At 63.3% G+C, this 18,262-nt stretch carries 15 protein-coding genes; 3 read left to right on the top strand and 12 right to left on the bottom strand.

Features of this window, described 5'->3' with window-relative positions; translation table 11 throughout:
• Positions 1 to 17 precede the first annotated feature (17 nt).
• The 9 genes from rpoN to F4X08_08035 all read right to left on the bottom strand — a co-directional run bounded on the left by rpoN (position 18) and on the right by F4X08_08035 (position 9,472).
• Positions 18 to 1,481, bottom strand: coding sequence for an RNA polymerase factor sigma-54 (gene rpoN / locus F4X08_08075; protein ID MYD25755.1), 1,464 nt, complete (start codon positions 1,479 to 1,481; stop codon positions 18 to 20).
• 15 nt (positions 1,482 to 1,496) lie between these two features.
• Positions 1,497 to 2,231 (bottom strand): LPS export ABC transporter ATP-binding protein, encoded by a 735-nt coding sequence (lptB, locus tag F4X08_08070; protein MYD25754.1) that lies wholly within the window; start codon positions 2,229 to 2,231, stop codon positions 1,497 to 1,499.
• Between the two features lie 21 nt (positions 2,232 to 2,252).
• Complete coding sequence (locus F4X08_08065; GenBank protein MYD25753.1) at positions 2,253 to 3,773, bottom strand: hypothetical protein; 1,521 nt, start codon at positions 3,771 to 3,773, stop codon at positions 2,253 to 2,255.
• A complete protein-coding gene (lptC, locus tag F4X08_08060; protein MYD25752.1) occupies positions 3,670 to 4,281 on the bottom strand; it encodes an LPS export ABC transporter periplasmic protein LptC in 612 nt (203 codons plus the stop codon). Before lptC ends, F4X08_08065 begins: the two co-directional genes overlap by 104 nt.
• A gap of 104 nt (positions 4,282 to 4,385) precedes the next feature.
• Positions 4,386 to 5,282, bottom strand: coding sequence for a lysophospholipid acyltransferase family protein (locus tag F4X08_08055; protein MYD25751.1), 897 nt, complete (start codon positions 5,280 to 5,282; stop codon positions 4,386 to 4,388).
• Between the two features lie 19 nt (positions 5,283 to 5,301).
• A complete protein-coding gene (kdsA, locus tag F4X08_08050; GenBank protein MYD25750.1) occupies positions 5,302 to 6,132 on the bottom strand; it encodes a 3-deoxy-8-phosphooctulonate synthase in 831 nt (276 codons plus the stop codon).
• Positions 6,129 to 6,899 (bottom strand): 3-deoxy-manno-octulosonate cytidylyltransferase, encoded by a 771-nt coding sequence (gene kdsB, locus F4X08_08045; GenBank protein ID MYD25749.1) that lies wholly within the window; start codon positions 6,897 to 6,899, stop codon positions 6,129 to 6,131. The genes kdsA and kdsB overlap by 4 nt, the downstream gene beginning before the upstream one ends.
• Before the next feature lie 7 nt (positions 6,900 to 6,906).
• Positions 6,907 to 7,191: an Asp-tRNA(Asn)/Glu-tRNA(Gln) amidotransferase subunit GatC gene (gene gatC, locus F4X08_08040; protein MYD25748.1), complete on the bottom strand. Its 285-nt coding sequence runs from the start codon at positions 7,189 to 7,191 to the stop codon at positions 6,907 to 6,909.
• 70 nt (positions 7,192 to 7,261) lie between these two features.
• Positions 7,262 to 9,472: an AAA family ATPase gene (locus tag F4X08_08035; GenBank protein ID MYD25747.1), complete on the bottom strand. Its 2,211-nt coding sequence runs from the start codon at positions 9,470 to 9,472 to the stop codon at positions 7,262 to 7,264.
• 260 nt (positions 9,473 to 9,732) lie between these two features.
• On the opposite strand from F4X08_08035, the gene F4X08_08030 reads away from it, so the two are divergent.
• The 3 genes from F4X08_08030 to F4X08_08020 are packed head-to-tail and all read left to right on the top strand — an operon-like array spanning position 9,733 to position 12,857.
• Entirely contained in the window at positions 9,733 to 11,190 is a 1,458-nt protein-coding gene (locus F4X08_08030; protein ID MYD25746.1) for a GHMP kinase, read from the top strand.
• A 34-nt stretch (positions 11,191 to 11,224) separates the two neighbouring features.
• On the top strand, positions 11,225 to 12,130 hold the full coding sequence (locus F4X08_08025; GenBank protein ID MYD25745.1) for a hypothetical protein: 906 nt from the start codon (positions 11,225 to 11,227) through the stop codon (positions 12,128 to 12,130).
• Positions 12,131 to 12,140: 10 nt separating this feature from the next.
• On the top strand, positions 12,141 to 12,857 hold the full coding sequence (locus F4X08_08020) for a ribonuclease activity regulator RraA (protein ID MYD25744.1): 717 nt from the start codon (positions 12,141 to 12,143) through the stop codon (positions 12,855 to 12,857).
• A gap of 4 nt (positions 12,858 to 12,861) precedes the next feature.
• Here F4X08_08020 and F4X08_08015 read toward each other — a convergent pair whose 3' ends face one another.
• The 3 genes from F4X08_08015 to pyk form a co-directional block, all read right to left on the bottom strand.
• Positions 12,862 to 15,219, bottom strand: a complete 2,358-nt coding sequence (locus tag F4X08_08015; protein ID MYD25743.1) for an MFS transporter — start codon at positions 15,217 to 15,219, stop codon at positions 12,862 to 12,864.
• Positions 15,191 to 16,711, bottom strand: coding sequence for a sodium/solute symporter (locus F4X08_08010; protein ID MYD25742.1), 1,521 nt, complete (start codon positions 16,709 to 16,711; stop codon positions 15,191 to 15,193). The genes F4X08_08015 and F4X08_08010 overlap by 29 nt, the downstream gene beginning before the upstream one ends.
• Before the next feature lie 96 nt (positions 16,712 to 16,807).
• Positions 16,808 to 18,223 (bottom strand): pyruvate kinase, encoded by a 1,416-nt coding sequence (gene pyk / locus F4X08_08005; GenBank protein MYD25741.1) that lies wholly within the window; start codon positions 18,221 to 18,223, stop codon positions 16,808 to 16,810.
• Between the last annotated feature and the right edge of the window lie 39 nt (positions 18,224 to 18,262).

Raw genomic sequence — 18,262 nt, 5'->3', positions numbered from 1 at the left:
CTGCATGGCTGATCGGGTCAGATCCTTCTGCGCATCCGCGCAATGGGTATTCCCAGGTTTTCGCGGTACTTCGCCACCGTCCGCCGCTTGATCTGCACGCCTTCCTTCGTGCGGAGAATCTCCTCTATCGCCTGGTCGCTCAACGGCGCGCGCGCGTCTTCCTCCTCGATGATCCGCGCGATGCGGTCTTTGACCGTCTTGGTCGCCAATTGGCCCGCCGCGGCTTCCCCGGTCTCCTCGTCCGCCTTTTTCTTCAATCGCCCATCGAAGAAGAACCTCAACGCGAAAATGCCCCGGGGCGTCTGTACATACTTGCCTTGCGTGGCCCGGCTGACGGTCGTTACATGCAGGCCCACCTCGTCGGCCACTTCCTGGAGAATCATCGGCTTGAGACCGGAAAGGCCCGCATCCAGGAACTCGCGCTGGGCCCTGACGATGCAGTTCGTCACCTTCAACAGGGTCGACCGCCGCTGTTCGATGGAGTTGACGAAGTGGTTCGCCTCGGTCAGCTTGCGTCTCACGTAATGCCGGTCTTCTTCAGAGGATTGCGCGTTCCGGTTCAGGATGGCCTGGTAGGCATGGCTGACACGCACCCTGGGCAGGTTGCGATCGTTGAGGTAGACGAGGTATTCGCCATCCACTTTCTCGACGATCAGGTCGGGATGTATGGCGATAACGGATGAATCGCTGACGGCCAGCCCCGGGTGGGGATTGAGTCCGGCGATCACGTTCAGGGCGTCGCCGATTTCCTGCTCGGACGCCCTTATCTTCTTTCGAATCGAAGCGATGCGCCGCAACTTGACGTCGCGCCAGTGTTCCGATACCAACCGGTATGCAAGTGTATCGCTCAAGTTCAACGCTTCCAGTTGAAGCATGAGACACTCTCGCAGGTCCCGCGCGCCGACGCCGGTAGGCTCGAGGGTCTGCACGACCTTCAGCACCCGTTCCGCTTCGTCGAACGGCACGCTCGATTCCAGCGCCAGGTCCAGCAGTGGCACGTCGAGGAGACCGCTGTCATTCAGGTTTCCGATCAGGTATTCGCCGATTTCGCGGTCCTGGGCGGAGAGGTCGAGCAGCCGCAACTGTTCGATCAGGTACTCGGTGAGCGTCGTATCCGACTTTCCCTCCCGTTCCAGGATGTGCTGATCTTCCCTTTTTTCCGTCTCTTCACGGGCATCCATCTGGTTATGCATGCCGTCCTGAATGTAGGCGTCCCAATCGATTCGGTCCCGTTCGGACGCGGGGTCTCCAGGATCGTCCTCGCGCGCCGCATCCGGCTCCTCGCCCGCCGCATCCGCCGCCTCGCCCGCCGCATCCGCCGCCTCGCCCGCCTCTTCCTCGAGTTCCAGCAACGGATTCTCCTCGATTTTCTCCTTGATCTCCTGCTCGAGTTCCAGCGTGGTGTACTGCAACAACTTGAGCGAGTACATCAACTGGGGAGAAAACTGCTGTCTGGTCTGGGGCTGAAGTTGAAATTCCATGGGCGTGCCTTCCGGTTACTCCAGGCGGAACCGCTCGCCGAGGTAGATACGGCGCGCTTCGGGGTCCTCAGCCAGGTCCTTGGCCGTACCCGATATGTAAATCCGGCCGTCGGCCATGATATAGGACCGGTCCGTGATCTGCAACGTTTCCCGTACCATGTGATCCGTGACCAGGATGCCCAGTTTTCGTTCCTTCAGGCGTCCGATGACTTCCTGTATGTCCTCCACGGCAATGGGATCGATGCCGGCGAAGGGCTCATCGAGCAAAATGAACTTCGGTTCGGTCACCAGGGCGCGGCTGATCTCGGTTCTTCGCCGCTCGCCGCCCGACAAGGTATAGGCTTTGTGCTTGGCCAGATGCGCGATGCCGAAATCCTCCAGCAGATCCTCCATCTTCCGGCGCCGGGCCTTGCGGGTCATGGGCAAGGTCTGGAGAATGGACATCAGGTTCTGTTCCACCGTCATCCTGCGGAAGATCGACGGTTCCTGGGCCAGATAGCCAATCCCCACACGGGCCCTGCGGTACATCGGCCACCGCGTAATGTTCCGGCTTTCCCCGGTTTCGCGGTCATCGATGAGCACCCGTCCCGACCCTGGCTTGATCATGCCGACGATCATATAGAACGAGGTGGTCTTCCCCGCCCCGTTCGGGCCGAGCAGTCCGACCACCTCGCCCTGGTCCACGCGCAGGCTCACATCGTCGACGACGCGGTGATTCTGGTAGGACTTCACCAGGTTCTCAGCTCGCAGGCACTGCACGGATCCTCCGATTCAACGGTTTCCGTCTTCGTCTTCCGGGTTGAGATAGGACCCGTCCACGCCGCCGTCCGCGTTCACCTTGACCGGTTCGCCTTCATTCAGTTCGATCACGATTTCCTTCGCCCGGACCACGTTGTGGCCGGTAGAGCCACCTTCGAGCGCAGACGGATTGTAGGTACTCACCGCGTTCCCTTGCGCGGTAATCATCTTGACCGATTCGCCCTCGAAGTCCACGACCATACTGCGGCCTTCAATGGTACTGCGGTTCGCCTGGTCCGCCTGGTCCGCCTGGTCCGCCTGGTCGTCCATCTGGCCGGTCTGGTCCGCCTGGTCGGTCTGGTTGTCTGCCTGGCCGACCGTCCGGTCCGCCATATCATCCGCCAGATTCGTCCCCTCTTGCTCTGCCGCGGTATAGGAACCCCGGGCGTTGCCCGTAACCAGGGCGCGTGCGACCTCGCCGTCCTCCATTTCGAGGATGATCTCATCCCCGGTGATCTCGCTGTGGACGCTCCGAATCACCGGGTTGCCGAGGAGATCGATCTGCTGGCCTTCGCTGTCGAAGCGCAACGTATCGCAAATCCCCTCCAGCGTTCCCTTCACGACGCTGACCGAATCGAACACGTCGGCGGTCCGGTCTTCGAAGGCGTAGGCCAAGCCTTTCCCGGTCGCCACGATTTCGCCCTCATCGCCTTCCAGTCGCTTGACCAGCCGGGGATTGCCGCTGAAACGAGCGCTATCCGTTGCCTTGAAATACTCCGCGTGATCACAATAAATAGTCACGCCTTCGCCCTCGTCCACCACGATGACGGATTCCTCGGCCAGCGCTTTCAGCAGGGAGTTGGTTTCGGTGAAGTAGTACTCAAGACGAAAGCCCTCGATGTTGATCCTGCTTTCGTTTTGCCGCCAGGTCATGTTCGGCTTGCCCGTCGCCACGGCGCGATGGGGATCCTGGGTGAATACCATGCGACTGCCCGTCAGCACCACGCCGTCCAACGCGTCGTCGAGCCTCACCTTCCCCGCTCCGATAGCCCGTTGGTCCTGTTCATAGTACACCGCGGCGTCGGCGGTGAGCGTGGTGGTCCCGCGGATCATGCGTACGTTCCCAAAAAGATGTACGATACCTTTCAAGCGATCATAGTTCACCCGGTCACTCGTCAGCACGGTGTTTCCGTGCTTGAGCCGGACCGACTCGGCCAGGTCGAAAACCTCGTCGACACCGGTAGCCCGGAAGCTGCCCGCTTCCTCGATTTGCACCGGCTCGCGGCGCTCCTGGCCCCTTGCCTGAGCAGCGGAAAGCACGATGAAACAGCAGACCGTAATCAACCATCTGACGGACCCTGTACCACGATACAATATACCGAAATTACCGTTGAACGTCAAGGATGCGTGCCCCCCGTGACGGCGGTCGAAGTGCTGCTCTGCGAAGGGGTCATTGCGGTTGTGCGTCCGGCAGAAAACGGCCTTTGATGTTGCGCCGAATGATATATCCGCGCATGCCCGGATCGGCCTCAAACCCATCGCCCGCAATGACATCCGCGTCCCCGGTCAATCGTACGGCGGCATCCGTTACGATGAGATTCGCCGCGTTCAACCAGGTCAGGGAATCGGTTTCCAGGGTGCCCCGTTCCGTACTGTGGACCGTTACGCCGCCCCGGACGCGCAGGTTGTGGGTCTGCCCGTCGATTTCGCCCCACTCCGCTTCGAGCGTAGAGGCCAGGCTGCCGTCTTCTTCAAAGAACTCGACGTAGATGCCCTCATCAATGACCGTGACGTTGGTTTCCGTGAAATAAACGCGGTGCCCGGCCCGGATCGTGGCTTCCTGCCTGCCATCCCGGCTCAGGTATATAGTCGTGTTCCACGCTTCCTGGTCCGGCAGCGCATCCTGCACGCCTTCTTCCGGAACCGGCGGATCGATGGGTTGGCATGCGGCCGCGCACAGTACGATTGCCATGGCCAGGTGCCACGGCCGGAAACGGGCGTGCCTTTTGAATGCATGGAGAATCAGGCGGGGCGAAACATGCAGATCGTGGGTAGTCGGCATGACTGAATATACCTGGTTTCGTCCGTATCTGCAAGATCAAGTTGGGCCGCTGACGCTGGATCACGCCTACTTGAACGCCTTGTCAGTTCGCCACGCGCGCCGTGTCAAGCCTCCTTGGACACCTTCCACCTGTCATGCATCCAGACCCACTGCGCCGGCGCTTTCCTGATGAACCGTTCCAGTTCCCCGGTATACGCCCTCGTCGTTGTTTCCACGTCTTCCGGCGTCCGTCCGGTGGGACGGATCGGCGGCCGGACCGTCACGAGATGGGTGTCGTCCGGCAGACGGTGAATGGCCATGGGCACGATGGGCGCGCCCGTTCGATCCGCCAGCACCGCGGGTCCGGTCGGAGTACGCGCCGGGTGGCCGAAGAAGGTCACCGCGATGCCGGCCCCCCGGGTATCCTGGTCCACAAGGAGCCCCACCACATGCCCCTTTCTCAGCGCGCGAAGTATGGCGCTAGTGGCCCGGTCGCGGGGCACCACTTCCAGTCCGCTCCTCACCCGGTTCTCCCGCAGGAGCGCGTCCAGCCTGGCGTCGTAAAGCGGGGCCGCTACCACGGTTACCGCGAATCCCTTGAGCGCCAGGAACGCGCCCATCAGTTCGAAGTTGCCCAGGTGGGCGCTGACCGCTACTACGCCCTTCCCCTCGCCATAGGCCGATTCCAGGATGGACAGGCCATCGGCCCTGACCAGTCCGTCCACGTTCTCCGCCGTGACCCGGGGCAGCCGGGCGACATCCACGACATTCCGTCCCAGCTCCCGGAAGACGTTCCGGCCCAGCCGCCTGATCTGCCCGAGCGACTGCGTTTCGCCGTAAGCCAACGTCAGATTGGAAAGGGCAAGGCGTCTGGGACCGCGGGCGGCCAGGTACGCCAGTCCGCCGATCCACCCTCCGACGGACAACGCCTGCTGCCTCGGCAACGCATTCATCAGGCCGATAATCGCGCACGCCGCCTGATAGATCACGGCATTACGCATGCGCTTGATCAGAGAGGCCAAGAGTGCACTCGCATGGAAGTCAATCCACGGTGTGGGGCCGCACGACTTCGTCGATCGCCTTGAGGCTTTCCAGCAGAGGTTCCAGGCGGTCGAGCGGCAACATGCTCGCGGCGTCGCACAGCGCCTCGGAAACCCGGGGATGGGTCTCGATGAATACCGCTTCGCATCCCGCGGCCACCGCGGCACGGGCGAGGGGTTCGATGAATTCGGGGGTGCCGCCGCTCGCGTCGCTGCTCGGACGGCCGTATAGCCTCACCACGTGGGTGGCATCGAATACCACGGGGTATCCCGTCCGGCGCATGATGGCCAGCGACCGCATGTCGGCGACCAGGTCGTGATATCCGAAAGAGACGCCCCGTTCGGTCAGGAGGATGCTCTGGTTGCCCGCGCTTTCTATCTTGGACACGACCGACGCCACGTCTTCCGGCGCCAGGAACTGTCCCTTCTTCACGTTGACGGGCTTTCCGGTCCGGGCCAGGGCGAGGGTGAGTTCCGTCTGCATGGACAGGTGCGCGGGAAGCTGCAGAACGTCCAGGACCTCCGCGGCCTCGTCTACCTCAGGCAACGCGTGAACGTCCGAGAGCACGGGCACGCCGAGCGCTCGAACTTTCCGGAGTACGCGCAACCCCTCGTGCAGCCCGGGCCCCGCGAAGTAGGCTGCTGAAGAGCGGTTCGCCTTCGCATAGGATGATTTGAACACGAGCGGGATGCCCAGGCGCCCGGTGGCCGCAATCAGGCGTTCCGCGGTCTCCATGACCACGGCCTCGCTCTCGATCACGCAAGGCCCCGCGATCAGCGCCAGCGGCCTTCCGCCGCCTATGGCCACGTCTCCCACGACGACTTCTTTCACGACGCATCTTCCTCCGCGGCCAGCCTGCGTTCCGCTTTTACCAGGTCTTCGGGCACATCGACACCAAGCGGGGCGTAGTCGGTTTGTCGTACGGTGATGCGGTATCCGTTTTCCAGGGCCCGCAACTGTTCCAGCCGTTCGACCCGCTCCAGGGGTGTCGGTTCAAGCCCGGCGAACGTGAGCAGGAACGACCGCCGGTACCCATAGAGACCCACCGTGTTGTAGAACCTGTGTTCGCGCAGGTATTCCCGGTCCGGCCGTTCCCCCGGCCAGGGCAGCGGCGAGCGGGAAAAGTACAGCGCCAGACCTCGTCCGTCGAAGACCACCTTGCCCATGTGGGGATTTAGCAAGTCCTCCGTCCTGGTGATCCGGTGCGCGAGGGTCGTCATGGGCAGGTCCGGATCGTCGACCAGGGGCTGCACCACCGTTTCGATGGCTTCAGGCGTGATCAGCGGCTCGTCTCCCTGGATGTTGACGACCACGTCCGTATCCATCTCCCGTACGGCCGCGGCCAGCCGGTCCGTACCGCTCGGGTGATCCGGTGCGGTCATGATGGGTTCGCCGCCGAACCCGCGGACGGCGTCCGCTATGCGCCGGTCGTCGGTCACGACGTACAGATCGGTGAGGCACCGCGCCCGGCTGGACCGCTCGTAGGTGTGCTGTATCATCGGTTTGCCCCGCAAGGGCGCCAGCGCCTTGCCGGGGAAACGCGTCGAAGCGTAGCGGGCCGGTATGAGACCCGTGATTCTCCGGATATCGGATCCCATATCGCCTTCAGATTACCTTGGGTACCGTGAAATGGCCGCGATCGGACGCCGGTGCGTTCCGCAACGCTTCTTCCTGGCTCAGCGACGTTCCGGCTTCGTCATCGCGGAAGACGTTCTTCAGCTGCAGCACGTGGGAAGTCGGACCTACGGCCGTCGTGTCGAGCGTATTGAGCTTCTCCATGTACGCGAGTATGGCATTCAACTGATCCACCAGCTGTTCCCGTTCTTCATCCGAGAACTTCAGGTGGGCTAATGCCGCGACATGATCGACGTCTTTGACAGTTACCGTCATGGTTTGTCGCCCCTTCGCATGCGCCGGATCGACCGGCGCTTATTCAATATATCAACACATCGATTTATCATTATATCATTTCCAGGGCGGCGTATTTCACGATCACCTTCTTGGTCGTATCCGAGAAGCGTATCGTCGCCCGCAGGTCGTCCCCGCTTCCCGCGACCTGTATGATGCGTCCCTTGCCCCAGATAGGGTGTTTGACATCCTGTCCCTGGGATATCCGCACCCGGCCCATGGGCGTCTCCACGGTCCGGGGGGTCGTGATATCGTCTTCGAACGGGGGGGCGGAGGCCTTTTCTTCCTGCGGCCAGGACGACCGCGAATAGAACCGGCCGGTACGCTCCCGGGAAACCAGGTCGTCGGGAATCTCGTCGATGAAACGGGACCGCAGGGAGGTCTGCGTTCCCCCGAACCTGCGACGCAGATTGGCGTGAGTGAGGAACAGTCGTTCCCGGGCGCGCGTGATGCCCACGTAACAGAGCCGCCGCTCCTCCTCCAGGTCGGTAGGACTTTCCATGGCGCGCGAAATGGGGAAAAGGCCGTCTTCCATGCCCGTGATGAAGACGACGGGAAACTCCAGGCCCTTGGCGTTGTGCAGGGTCATGAGCGTGACGCAGTCCACGGATTCGTCCCACCGGTCGATATCAGTTACCAGGGCCACTTCCTCCAGAAAATCGTCCAGCCCGGAGACCGGCTGTCCCTCCTCCGGCCGCTCGGTCGCCTCTTCAAGGGCGGCCATCAACTCGTTCACGTTCTGCACCCGGGTCTCGGCCTCCACGTTTTTCGCGGCCTCCAGCTCCAGTGCACGCAGGTAGCCGGTCTTTTCGAGCACACGCCGGGCCGCCTCCGCGCCCGATATCTCTGCCAGGCGCGACCTGAGACGAAGCAGAAACTCCCCGAGTTCCACGGCGGCGCGGTGCGCTTTACCCGAGATGCCCGCCTCGCCGGCATGGTACAGCGCTTCCAGGTAGTCCATGCCGCGCTCGACGGCCAGTTGCTCGACGCGGGACAGGCTGACGGCGCCGATGCCCCTGGCGGGGGTGTTGACCATGCGTCGGAAGCTGATGGCATCCCGGCCGTTGACCAGGACCTTCAGATAGGCCAGGACGTCCTTGACTTCCTTCCGTTCGAAGAACCGGACGCCGCCGACGATCACGTAGGGCAGGCCGGCGCGGCGTAACTCGTCCTCCAGCGTACGCGACTGCGCGTTGGTTCGATAAAGGAGGGTGAAATCTCTCAGCACCCGGTCGGAATCGTTGCGCATCTCCTGGATCTTCCGGGATATCCACCGGGCTTCATCCCGGTCGTCCATCGTCTCGACCAGGCCGATTTTCTCCCCGCCGGGATTTTCCGTCCAGAGCTCCTTGCCCTTGCGGCCCTTGTTGTTGCGGATGACTTCGTTACCCGCCTTCAAGATCAGTTGGGTGGATCGGTAGTTCTGTTCAAGCCGGATGACCCGGGCCTCGGGATAGTCCTTTTCGAACTCGAGAATGTTTCGGATGTCCGCGCCGCGCCAGGCATAGATGGACTGGTCGTCGTCCCCCACCACGCACAGGTTCCGGTATTTGTGCGCCAACCGGTTGATCCATTCGTACTGGGCGCGGTTGGTGTCCTGGTATTCGTCCACCAGGATGTACTGGAACCGTTCCTGGTACCGGTTGAGCAGGTCCGGATGCGTCGCGTATCCTATCGCCAGCCTCATGATGAGGTCGTCGAAATCCAGCGCGTTGCAGTCTTCCAGAGCGTGCTGATATGCGTCATAGACCCGCGAAACCACCTGCTGTTCAAAGAAATCCGTGTGCAGCGCCTTGTACTCTACAGGCGATAGGAGCTGGTCCTTGGCCCCGCTGATAAAGCTGCGAACCGCCTCGGGGGAATAGCGCTTGTCGGAGATCTCCAGGTCCTTCATCATCCGACGGATGAGGGCCAGTTGATCTTCGCCGTCGTAGATCACGAAATCGCGGCGGAAGCCCAGGGTCTCCGCTTCACGGCGCAGTATCCGGGCCGAGAGGGAATGAAAGGTGCCCACCCACTGGGGGACGTCGCCCTGCCCGAGCATCCGGTCGATCCGGTCCTTCATCTCGGCGGCCGCCTTGTTGGTAAAGGTGACGGCCAGGATGTGATAGGGATCAATGCCGAGATGTTCGACGAGGTAGGCGATCCGGTAGGTCAACACCCGGGTCTTGCCGCTTCCGGCGCCGGCGAGCACAAGCAACGGCCCATCGACATAGGACGCGGCCTTGACTTGAGCGGGATTCAGTTCGCCAGCGAGGTTCATTCACCGTTCCCAAACGGCCAAGAGAGAAGGACAGTCCACCCGGAATTCAGCCAGCTTCATCCATCTGGAAATTTCGGTGAGCAGGGCGATACCAAAATACACGGCCAAAATCGGTCCTGTCAATATAATCATGGCCCGGGCGACGACCGTCGAAGGGCGTCCGAGCCAAAGTTTCGTTGAATATCCAGGGCAGTCGGATATATTAAGGCGGATCGATTCCAACCTGTTTGTCTGGAGCATGAAACGCGGGATCGCTGCAAATGCTGGATTGCCTGACGGATCGTGGAAACCTGCCCGCCGACGCGGAGGCCTTCGAGCACGCCCTGGCCTGTACGCCGGAGAGCCCGTTCGGACCGCTGGGGACGCGCTTCGCGGCACGGAAACCAATTTACGTCGTACGAGCGCCCGCGCGTCTCGACTGCATGGGCGGCATCGCGGACTACAGCGGTTCGCTGGTCTGCGAGATGACCCTCGACCGTGCCGTTCTGATGGGCCTTCAGGCCCGGGACGACCGGAAAGTGGTCCTGCACAGCGCCGGCGTGGACGGACTGGGCCTTTCTCCGGACGTTGCACTGGCGCTCGACGACCTGGCGCCGGGTTCGGGCACCGTGGATTATGATACCGTAAAACGGCGTTTCTCCGGCACGCCGGAATCCGCCTGGGCGGCCTACGTTGCCGGGGCTTTCAGCGTGCTGCAGGGCGAAGGGCATATGGAACGGTTCCCCCACGGCGCTACGATCGTGCTGGGGAGCAACATACCGCTCCGGGTCGGCGCGTCCTCGTCGGCCGCGCTGGAAATCGCGGCCATGCATGGACTGAGCCTGCTCTACGGGATCAACCTGGACGGGATGACGGTGGCCGTCCTTTCCCAGAAGGTGGAAAACCACGTGGTCGGCGCGGCCTGCGGCATCATGGACCAGGTCACCTGCGCAATGGGTACCCGGGGCCACCTCCTGTCCCTGCTCTGCCAGCCCCATACCGTGCGGGAACAGATACCGATCCCGGACGGCGTACGCTTCATCGGCATCAACTCGGGCGTCCGCCGTGAGATCAAGGGCGCGAGGTATACGAACAGCAGAATCGGCGCGTTCATGGGCCTGGCGATCCTGCAGGATCATCTGCGGTCCGGCAACGGAGCCGCCGCGAATCTCCGCCTGGGATACCTGTGCAACCTGTCCACGTCCGAATATGTGGATTCCTGCCGGTCCCTGCTGCCATCGAGCATCACGGGCCGGGCGTTCATGCGGCGGTACGGAACCACGCCCGATCCCGTGACGACCGTCGATCCGGAGGTTGTTTACAAGGTGCGCAGCCGCGTGGAACACCCGGTGTACGAACACCGCAGGGTGAACGGCTTCACCGAGTGCATCCGGCGGGCGGGGTCTTCTGAACAACCGGCACTCCTCGAGCGGGCGGGCAGGCTGATGTACGCTTCGGACTGGAGTTACACGCACCGGTGCGGGCTCGGGTCCGCCGAAACGGCCTGGATCGTCCGGGAAACAAGGAAACTGGGGGTGGAAGCAGGTTTTTACGGCGCCAGGATTACGGGCGGTGGAGCAGGCGGGACGGTCGCCGTCGCGGGGAACGACCGCATGCTGGACCATCTGGATCGTCTGTTGGAACGTTACGGCGAAGCGACCGGGATCGAGGCCGAACTCTTCACCGGAACTTCGCCTGGCGCCCTCGAATTCGGGCACCGCGTCTATAGGATCCACTGAACATTCACGGCGGGTTTGAAGGAGTCGGACCGGGTTGAAACCAATACGAAAAGCGGTCATCCCCCTGGCGGGGCACGGCGTCCGCATGTTGCCGGCGACCCGCGCCGTGCGCAAGGCGCTGTTCCCCATCGTGGACGTCCAGGGTCGGGTGAGCCCCGTGCTGCAACTGATCATCGAGGAAGCGGTCAACGCGGGCATCGAGGAAATCGGCCTGGTGATCGCGCCAGAAGACGAGGCGATGTTTCGCGCCTGCTTCTCGCGGTTACCCGGTCCGTTAAAATCCGCGATCGGAAACCGAGCGGACCTGCTCGCCGCGGCCGAATCCCCCGGCGAACTTTCAGAGAAATTGACCTTCATCACGCAAGACCGTCCCCGGGGGTTCGGCGACGCGGTCCTCCGCGCGAAGGCCTGGATCGGTGGCGATCCAGTCCTGGTCATGCTCGGCGATCACCTGTACCTCAGCGGGGAAGACCGGTGCTGCGCGCGACAGTTGCTGGACGCCTACGCGGAACTGCAGGCGCCGGTTTCGGGCGTGATCCGCAAATCCGTCGATGAAATCGGCCGGTTCGGGACGGTTTCGGGCCGTCCCGTGCCCCGGTGGAACGGACTCTACGAACTGGACACCGCGGTGGAGAAGCCCGAACCGGACCTGGCGCGGGAACGGCTGCGCGTGGAGGGCATGCCGGCCGACACCTACCTCTGCTGGTTCGGCCTGCACGCCATGACACCGGACATCTTCGATTGCCTGGCGCGGATGGAAGGAGGCGGTGCCACGGAAGGCGGCGAACTTCAACTGACCGGGGCACAGGCCATGTTGACCACTCAACGGGCGTACTTCGCCCTGGAAATCAACGGGGATCACTACGACACAGGTTCGCCGGAAGGATACGTGGAGGCCGTCGCGGCCTTCGCCTGTCCAACCGGCATTACCAACAAGTGAAAGGGAAACCATGTCTGAACAGCAAGCACCATCGCGGGAAACCCTCGAATCCCTGCTCATTCCGAGTACGGCCACGCTGACCTCCGTACTCACGGAATTCGGCCTGTATAACACGTTCATGCAGGACGTCGCGCCCCTGGCCCCGGACACGCGCATGGCCGGTCCCGCCTTCACCCTCCGGTACATACCCGGCCGGGAAGACATCACGCACGTGCCCGTGGACAACCTCACGGACATGCAGCGGATCGGTATCGAAAGCATCGGGCAGGGCGAGGTGCTCGTGATCGACGCGAGGGGCGACACCCGGGCCGGCGTCATGGGCGACATCCTCGCCACGCGGATTCTGCAGCGCGGCGCCGCGGGGGTGGTGAGCGACGGCGCGTTCCGGGATACCCCGGCCATCGTCGAAGCCGGGCTCGCCGCGTATGCGAAGGCCATGAACGCCCACAACAGCAAAAGCGTACACTACCCGAGCGATATACAGCGTCCCATCGCCTGCGGCGGCGTAGCCGTGTTCCCAGGAGACATCATCGTGGGCGATACGGAGGGCGTCGTGGTGATCCCGCGCCACCTTGCCGAAGAAGTGGCGGCCAGGGCCGTTGCGCAGGAGGACCGCGAAGTCTTCATCCTGCAGAAGATCCAGCAGGGAGCCAGCATCATCGGCGTTTACCCACCCGATGAAAAGACCCTGGCCGAATACGAGGCCTGGAAGGCGAAAAAGGGCTGATCCTTCAGTCGGTGGCCAGGTCCGCCATGCGCTGAAAGGCCACCACCGCCAGCAGTCTCTCCTCGGCGTGCAGGGTTCTGCTCCGGCCTTCCGATTCCAGGTCCGCCAGGACCCTGTACGCCAGTTCGAGATCGTCCGGGCGCGCTGCTGGTCCTTCCGCCGGCGCCGTATCTTCGGTTGCATGGTCCGGTCGATCCGGTCGATCCGGGCGGTCCGGGCGGTCCGTCCCCGCTTCCGCAACGATGTCCCGTGCGATCTCCACGAGCCGCTTCAGCACCTCACCGGTCTGCTGGCGCTCGAACGCGCTCAGGGCGCGATCGACGGCCTCCGTGAACCGGTTCCTTGCCGCTCTCTCGACACGCGACCAGCCACCCAGTTGCCGTCGGACGGATCGGAAAATCCGCACCGTCGCCCGGTCCTGGTCCATCTCGCCGGACTGCAGCAATCGATACAGCAGATCCGGTGTGCCGAGGAGATGCCCCGCCGACATGACCAGGACACCCCGCTCAAGGCTGGTTTCGCTGCTCCGTATGAGGTCCTGAAGCCGTCCCAGTATGCCGGTATTGCCCATCCTGGCCAGCGTCTCCAGGGCGGACTGAACGATCGCGGGATCCCGCTCATGCTCGAGCAGGGCTTCCAGCGCGGTTTCCGCGCGGCGGTCCCCGATTCGATCCAGGGCGAGAATGGCGCTTCGCCGGATGCCCGGACGTTCGTCGTGCAACAGGGTCACCAGGATGTTGAGACTGAGCGACGAAGGCACCGCGCCCAGGGCTTCCACGGCTTCTTCGGCGATGTCCGATGACGGGCTGCCCACACATTCGAGCAGCGGATTCACGGCCTCCACCGCGCCGATCCTGCTCAGGGACTGCACGGCCTCCCGGCGCACGTTGCGGTCGCTGTCCTCCAGCAACGCGATAAGTTCGTCCACGGCAAGGTGACTGCCCGTTTCACCCAGTTCACGGGCGGCCCGCGCCCGGACCGAGGGATTGCTCGATTTCCCCATGCGCACCAGGTGCCACAGGGTCGCGATGGGATTCCCCTTGCGCACTCGGTTGATCACGTCCCGGGAAGAAACCTGCGAATCGGAGGTCACGCGGGTCAGCAGGCCCATGTAGGCGACGCGAAGCGCCCCGTTGGCAAGAAAGAGGTATTGCAGACCCGCGAAGGTGTAGCCGAAGAAGGAGACGGCGGGGATGGAGGTACACAGATCGGCGGCAATGCCGCCCAGTACGGCGCCGCAGGCCGCGCACCCTCTCGATACTGCGGAGTAGCACCCCAAGAACGCGGAGCGGTTGACCGCCGGAGCCGTCTTGACGATGAGATTGAACCGGGCGGTGCCCCACCCCGCGCTCATGCTGCCGCCCCAGACCTGCACCAGCGGCACCATGATCCAGTAGTTTTCCAGAGTCACGAAGCCCCAGCCCAGTGGAAACAGTGCCAGTCCCACGGCGGTAAGCGACATGACCGGCTTGTACCCGTACTTGTCTGCCAGGTAGCCCCAGAAGGGATTCATGATGATCGTGGCGATGGTCTGAATCGCCGAGTAGATCGCGATCTGGGCGTAAGAGACCTCCAGCGTCCGCAACATGTAGACCGTGAAAAACGGCGCGGCGATCTGGGCGATGAGGAGCCGACCCGAAACCAGGAACATCAGTCTGCGAAAGGGACCGTGCCGGAAGGGCAGGCGAAGCAATTGGTTCGAAGGGACATGCTCTCCCCGGCTCTTCTGCGGTTCGGGAATGCGGGACCAGGCCCAGACCCCGAAGCCGGAGAAGACCACGGCCACGATGAACAGGGTGGTGAAGCCTCCCTGCTCATCTCCCGCGGCGTACGTACTCAGGAAGAACCCTGCGCAGACCGACGTGATCAGTCCGGCGGACGCCGTCAGACTGCGCTGCCGGGCGACGAAGCGGCCGCGCATCTCGTCGGGTACCAGGTCGGTCAGCCAGGACTGACGGGCCGGGGAAACCAGGGACATTACGGCCTTCGAAAGGGCGATGCAGCCCATGAGCGCCAGCACCTGGTATACCTCGAAGAAGAGAAAGGGGATGAAGGCGATGGGCAGCCAGAGCGACGAACTGACGGCATTGGCGGAAAGGCACAGCGGCTTGCGCCGTTGCAGTCGCTCGATCAGCAGCGGCGAGAAGGCTTGTAGCAACTGGCCGATGGAAATGGACGCGGAAATAAAACCGATCATGGCGCTGGATGCGCCGAGATGCAGCGCGTAACCCGTGGTGTAAACGCCCGTGGTAATCGCTGAATGCACCGACTCGAGCATGCCGTTCACGTTCCACATGCGCATCCCGCGCGCCGTCTGCAGCCGGGTCAGTTTCTTATCCTGTTGCATGATTCGATTTCCCATTCCGCGCCAGTATCCAGCTGACCGTCGTGCCGACCCCCAGGTTCACGGCCAGGGCCACGGGACTGATCCACATGAAGCTGACCGGGTCGTTCCCATCGGGCAACATGCCGAAGAGCGGACCGGAGAAGGCGATGAGCGATGCGGTGAGGACGCCGCACACGGCGCCCGCGACGACGCCGGCCGGCCGGGCGAACGGCACGAAAAGCGCGAAGAAGAACAGGGCGAATATAGGCGTCGTAAGCAGGTTCGAGGTCTTGTTGGTCACCGCTGTGATGTTGCCGGGTACCAGTTCCATCAGCGAACTGGCGCCCACGGCAATGGCACCGATGACGAAGGCGAGCGTTTTCGCCGTACGAGTCAGTTGTTTCTCGGTGGCCGGTGACCTTCTGAACCGGTCGATGAAATCCGTCGAAACCACGGCCGTAATCGCATTGACGCCCGAGTCCAGGCTCGACATGGCGGCCGCGAACATGGCGGCGACCACGAATCCGGACACCCCTGGCGGGAGGTAGTAGGCGATGTAGTGGGGGAACACATGGTCGGCCTGTCCGTCCAGGTCGGCGCCGGCCGGCAGCAGGCCGGGTTGGTCCTGGAAGAATCCGAGGAGGGCGAAACCCGCGACCCACAGGGTGACCCCGATGCAGAGCCCCACCAGTTGCTGGGTCAGGTAGGACCGCCTGGCCGCGCGGGCGTCGGTGGTCGCCATGAAACGCTGCACCACGGTCTGGTCGCCCCCGGCCGTGGCGATCGCCCACGTCATGGACGCCATCATGGAGCCGATTACGGTCAGACGCACGGACGGGTCCAGGCTGAAGACTGGCTGCGCGTCCCAATGGGGCTGCCAGGAGCTCGGAATCCAGCCGAATCCGTCGAAATGCAGGGTAACCGTGACAATCACCAGTATGGCGCCGCCGAGCATGAGCAGGGTCTGAAGCGTGTCGGTGATCACCACGGCACGCAGCCCGCCGAGCGAGGTGTAGATGACCGCCACGAGCCCGGTAACCAGGGTGATTACGGGGATCCAGTCATCACCCACGCCCAGCATGACGGTCATGGCCTTGGCGGACAGGTAGATCAGCAGGGCCATCCAGACCAGCCGGAGCAGGATGAACATCACCGCGCCCAGCAGGCGGATGCCCAGACCGAGCCGGTCCTCCAGCAGTTCATAGGCGCTGGTCACGCGCGTCCGCATGTAAACGGGAATCAGCCCGTAGCCGACCACCACGAAGATGATCGGAATCGTCAGGTAGTTGAGCATCCAGACGGGACCCTTTCCGATGGCCTCGCCCGGGATGGACAGGTAGGAGATGGTGCTGAGCAGTGTGGCGAACAGCGAGAAGCCGATCAGCGTCGGCGGCATGCGCCCCCCGCCGGTGAAATACTCCCTGACGGTGCTCTGCCTGCGGCTGTAGTAATAGCCCAGCGATATGGTCGCCAGGGCGTATCCGATGATGATGGTCCAGTCGACGGGCGTCAGTCCGCCAGGAGTCATGGATCCTCGCTTCCACTGCGTAGTGTATACATTGTATCTACAGGACGACGAACCTTCAAGTCGACGTACTTAAAAGACGACGGGCAGCCCGTGCGGCTAGGGCACGGCGGCGACCCGGACGAAATCCGTGTGACCCGGTCCCGCCGACGGCGATCCGCCCACGATGACGATGTGGTCTCCCCGGCTGAGACCGCCGGCCTCCCGGGCCGCGTCGAGCGACGTACGGATCATCCCGTCCGTCGTGTCGAACTCGGCGCACAGCACCGGTTTAACGCCCCAGACCAGTGCGAGGCGGCGGACGGTCGCCACTTCCGGGCTGACGGCGATGATCGGCACGCTGATCCGGTGTCGTGCGGCCACCCGGGCAGTGTGACCCGACCGCGTGCAGCAGACGATGGCCTTCGCGCCTGCTTCCAGGGCCAGTACGCAGGACGCATGGCTGATCGCCTCCGAAACTCCGGGCATCCCGCGCCGCTCCGGGTTGCCATGGGCCGTTCGCTGGAACAACCTGGCTTCGGCCTGTTCCGCGATGGACGCCAGTGCGCGCACGGCCTCCATCGGGTAGGCGCCGGTGGCGCTTTCTTCCGAGAGCATTACCGCGTCCGATCCGTCTAGAACCGCGTTGGCCACGTCGGCGGCTTCCGCCCGCGTGGGCCGTAGGCTCTCGACCATTGACCGCAACATCTGCGTGGCCGTGACGACGGGCCGTGCAGCCTGCAGGGCCTTGGCGATGATGTCCTTCTGCACCAGCGGGACATCCTCGTAGGGAATTTCCACACCCAGGTCTCCCCGTGCGACCATGAGCGCATCCACGGCCGGGAGGATGTCGTCGAGGGCGTCCACGGCCTCCGGTTTTTCGATCTTCGCCATCAGGGGCAGGCTCGACCCCCGATCGTCCAGCAGCTTACGTGCACGCAACACGTCATCCCGGTTTCGGACAAAGGACAGCGCGGCCATTTCCACGCCCATGTCGAGCCCTTCCAGCAGCAGTTCCCGGTCCTTTTCCGTGAAGGCGTTGATACCCGTTGCACCACGAGGTACCGTGATGCCCTTGTGATCGGAGAGCGAACCGCCGAGGAGTACCTTGCACCGGATTTCGGGCGGTGCCACGGCCTCAATACGCAGTTCAACCAGGCCGTCGGCCAGCAGCAGGCGCTGTCCCGGCTGAACCTCCTCCGGAAGGCCTGCGTAGTTCACCGACACCCTGGTCCGGTCGCCGGGCACCGATTCCGCAGTCAGGGTGAAATCATCGCCCGCACCGAGGTGAACGGCACCGTGCTGAAACGTTCCGATGCGGATCTTCGGGCCGGGCAGGTCCTGGAGGATCGCGACGGGCTTGCCGAGGTCGTCCGCGGCGGACCGGATGCGGCTGACGCTGCGCCTGTGGTCGTCCGGGGTGCCATGGGAGAAATTGAGACGGAAGACGTCTACGCCGGCCTCGATTATTTGGCGGACCATCTCGGGCGAACTGATGGAGGGACCCACTGTGCAAACGATTTTGGTACGTCGCATCGGTCCGTCCTTTCACGGGCCAGACCGCACCAGGCAACC

The sequence above is a fragment of the Gemmatimonadota bacterium genome (genome assembly GCA_009841265.1).
Taxonomy (GTDB): Bacteria; JAAXHH01; JAAXHH01; order JAAXHH01; family JAAXHH01; genus JAAXHH01.
This window is presented reverse-complemented; position numbering and strand designations above follow the sequence as displayed.

What these genes read in the sequence shown, in the direction of transcription:
- rpoN (MYD25755.1), bottom strand. Translation starts at nt 1,481, where the DNA reads ATGGAATTTCAACTTCAGCCCCAGACCAGACAGCAGTTTTCTCCCCAG.
- F4X08_08065 (MYD25753.1), bottom strand. Translation starts at nt 3,773, where the DNA reads ATGTCATTGCGGGCGATGGGTTTGAGGCCGATCCGGGCATGCGCGGAT.
- lptC (MYD25752.1), bottom strand. Translation starts at nt 4,281, where the DNA reads ATGCCGACTACCCACGATCTGCATGTTTCGCCCCGCCTGATTCTCCAT.
- kdsB (MYD25749.1), bottom strand. Translation starts at nt 6,899, where the DNA reads ATGGGATCCGATATCCGGAGAATCACGGGTCTCATACCGGCCCGCTAC.
- gatC (MYD25748.1), bottom strand. Translation starts at nt 7,191, where the DNA reads ATGACGGTAACTGTCAAAGACGTCGATCATGTCGCGGCATTAGCCCAC.
- F4X08_08035 (MYD25747.1), bottom strand. Translation starts at nt 9,472, where the DNA reads ATGAACCTCGCTGGCGAACTGAATCCCGCTCAAGTCAAGGCCGCGTCC.
- F4X08_08030 (MYD25746.1), top strand. Translation starts at nt 9,733, where the DNA reads ATGCTGGATTGCCTGACGGATCGTGGAAACCTGCCCGCCGACGCGGAG.
- F4X08_08020 (MYD25744.1), top strand. Translation starts at nt 12,141, where the DNA reads ATGTCTGAACAGCAAGCACCATCGCGGGAAACCCTCGAATCCCTGCTC.
- F4X08_08015 (MYD25743.1), bottom strand. Translation starts at nt 15,219, where the DNA reads ATGGGAAATCGAATCATGCAACAGGATAAGAAACTGACCCGGCTGCAG.
- F4X08_08010 (MYD25742.1), bottom strand. Translation starts at nt 16,711, where the DNA reads ATGACTCCTGGCGGACTGACGCCCGTCGACTGGACCATCATCATCGGA.
- pyk (MYD25741.1), bottom strand. Translation starts at nt 18,223, where the DNA reads ATGCGACGTACCAAAATCGTTTGCACAGTGGGTCCCTCCATCAGTTCG.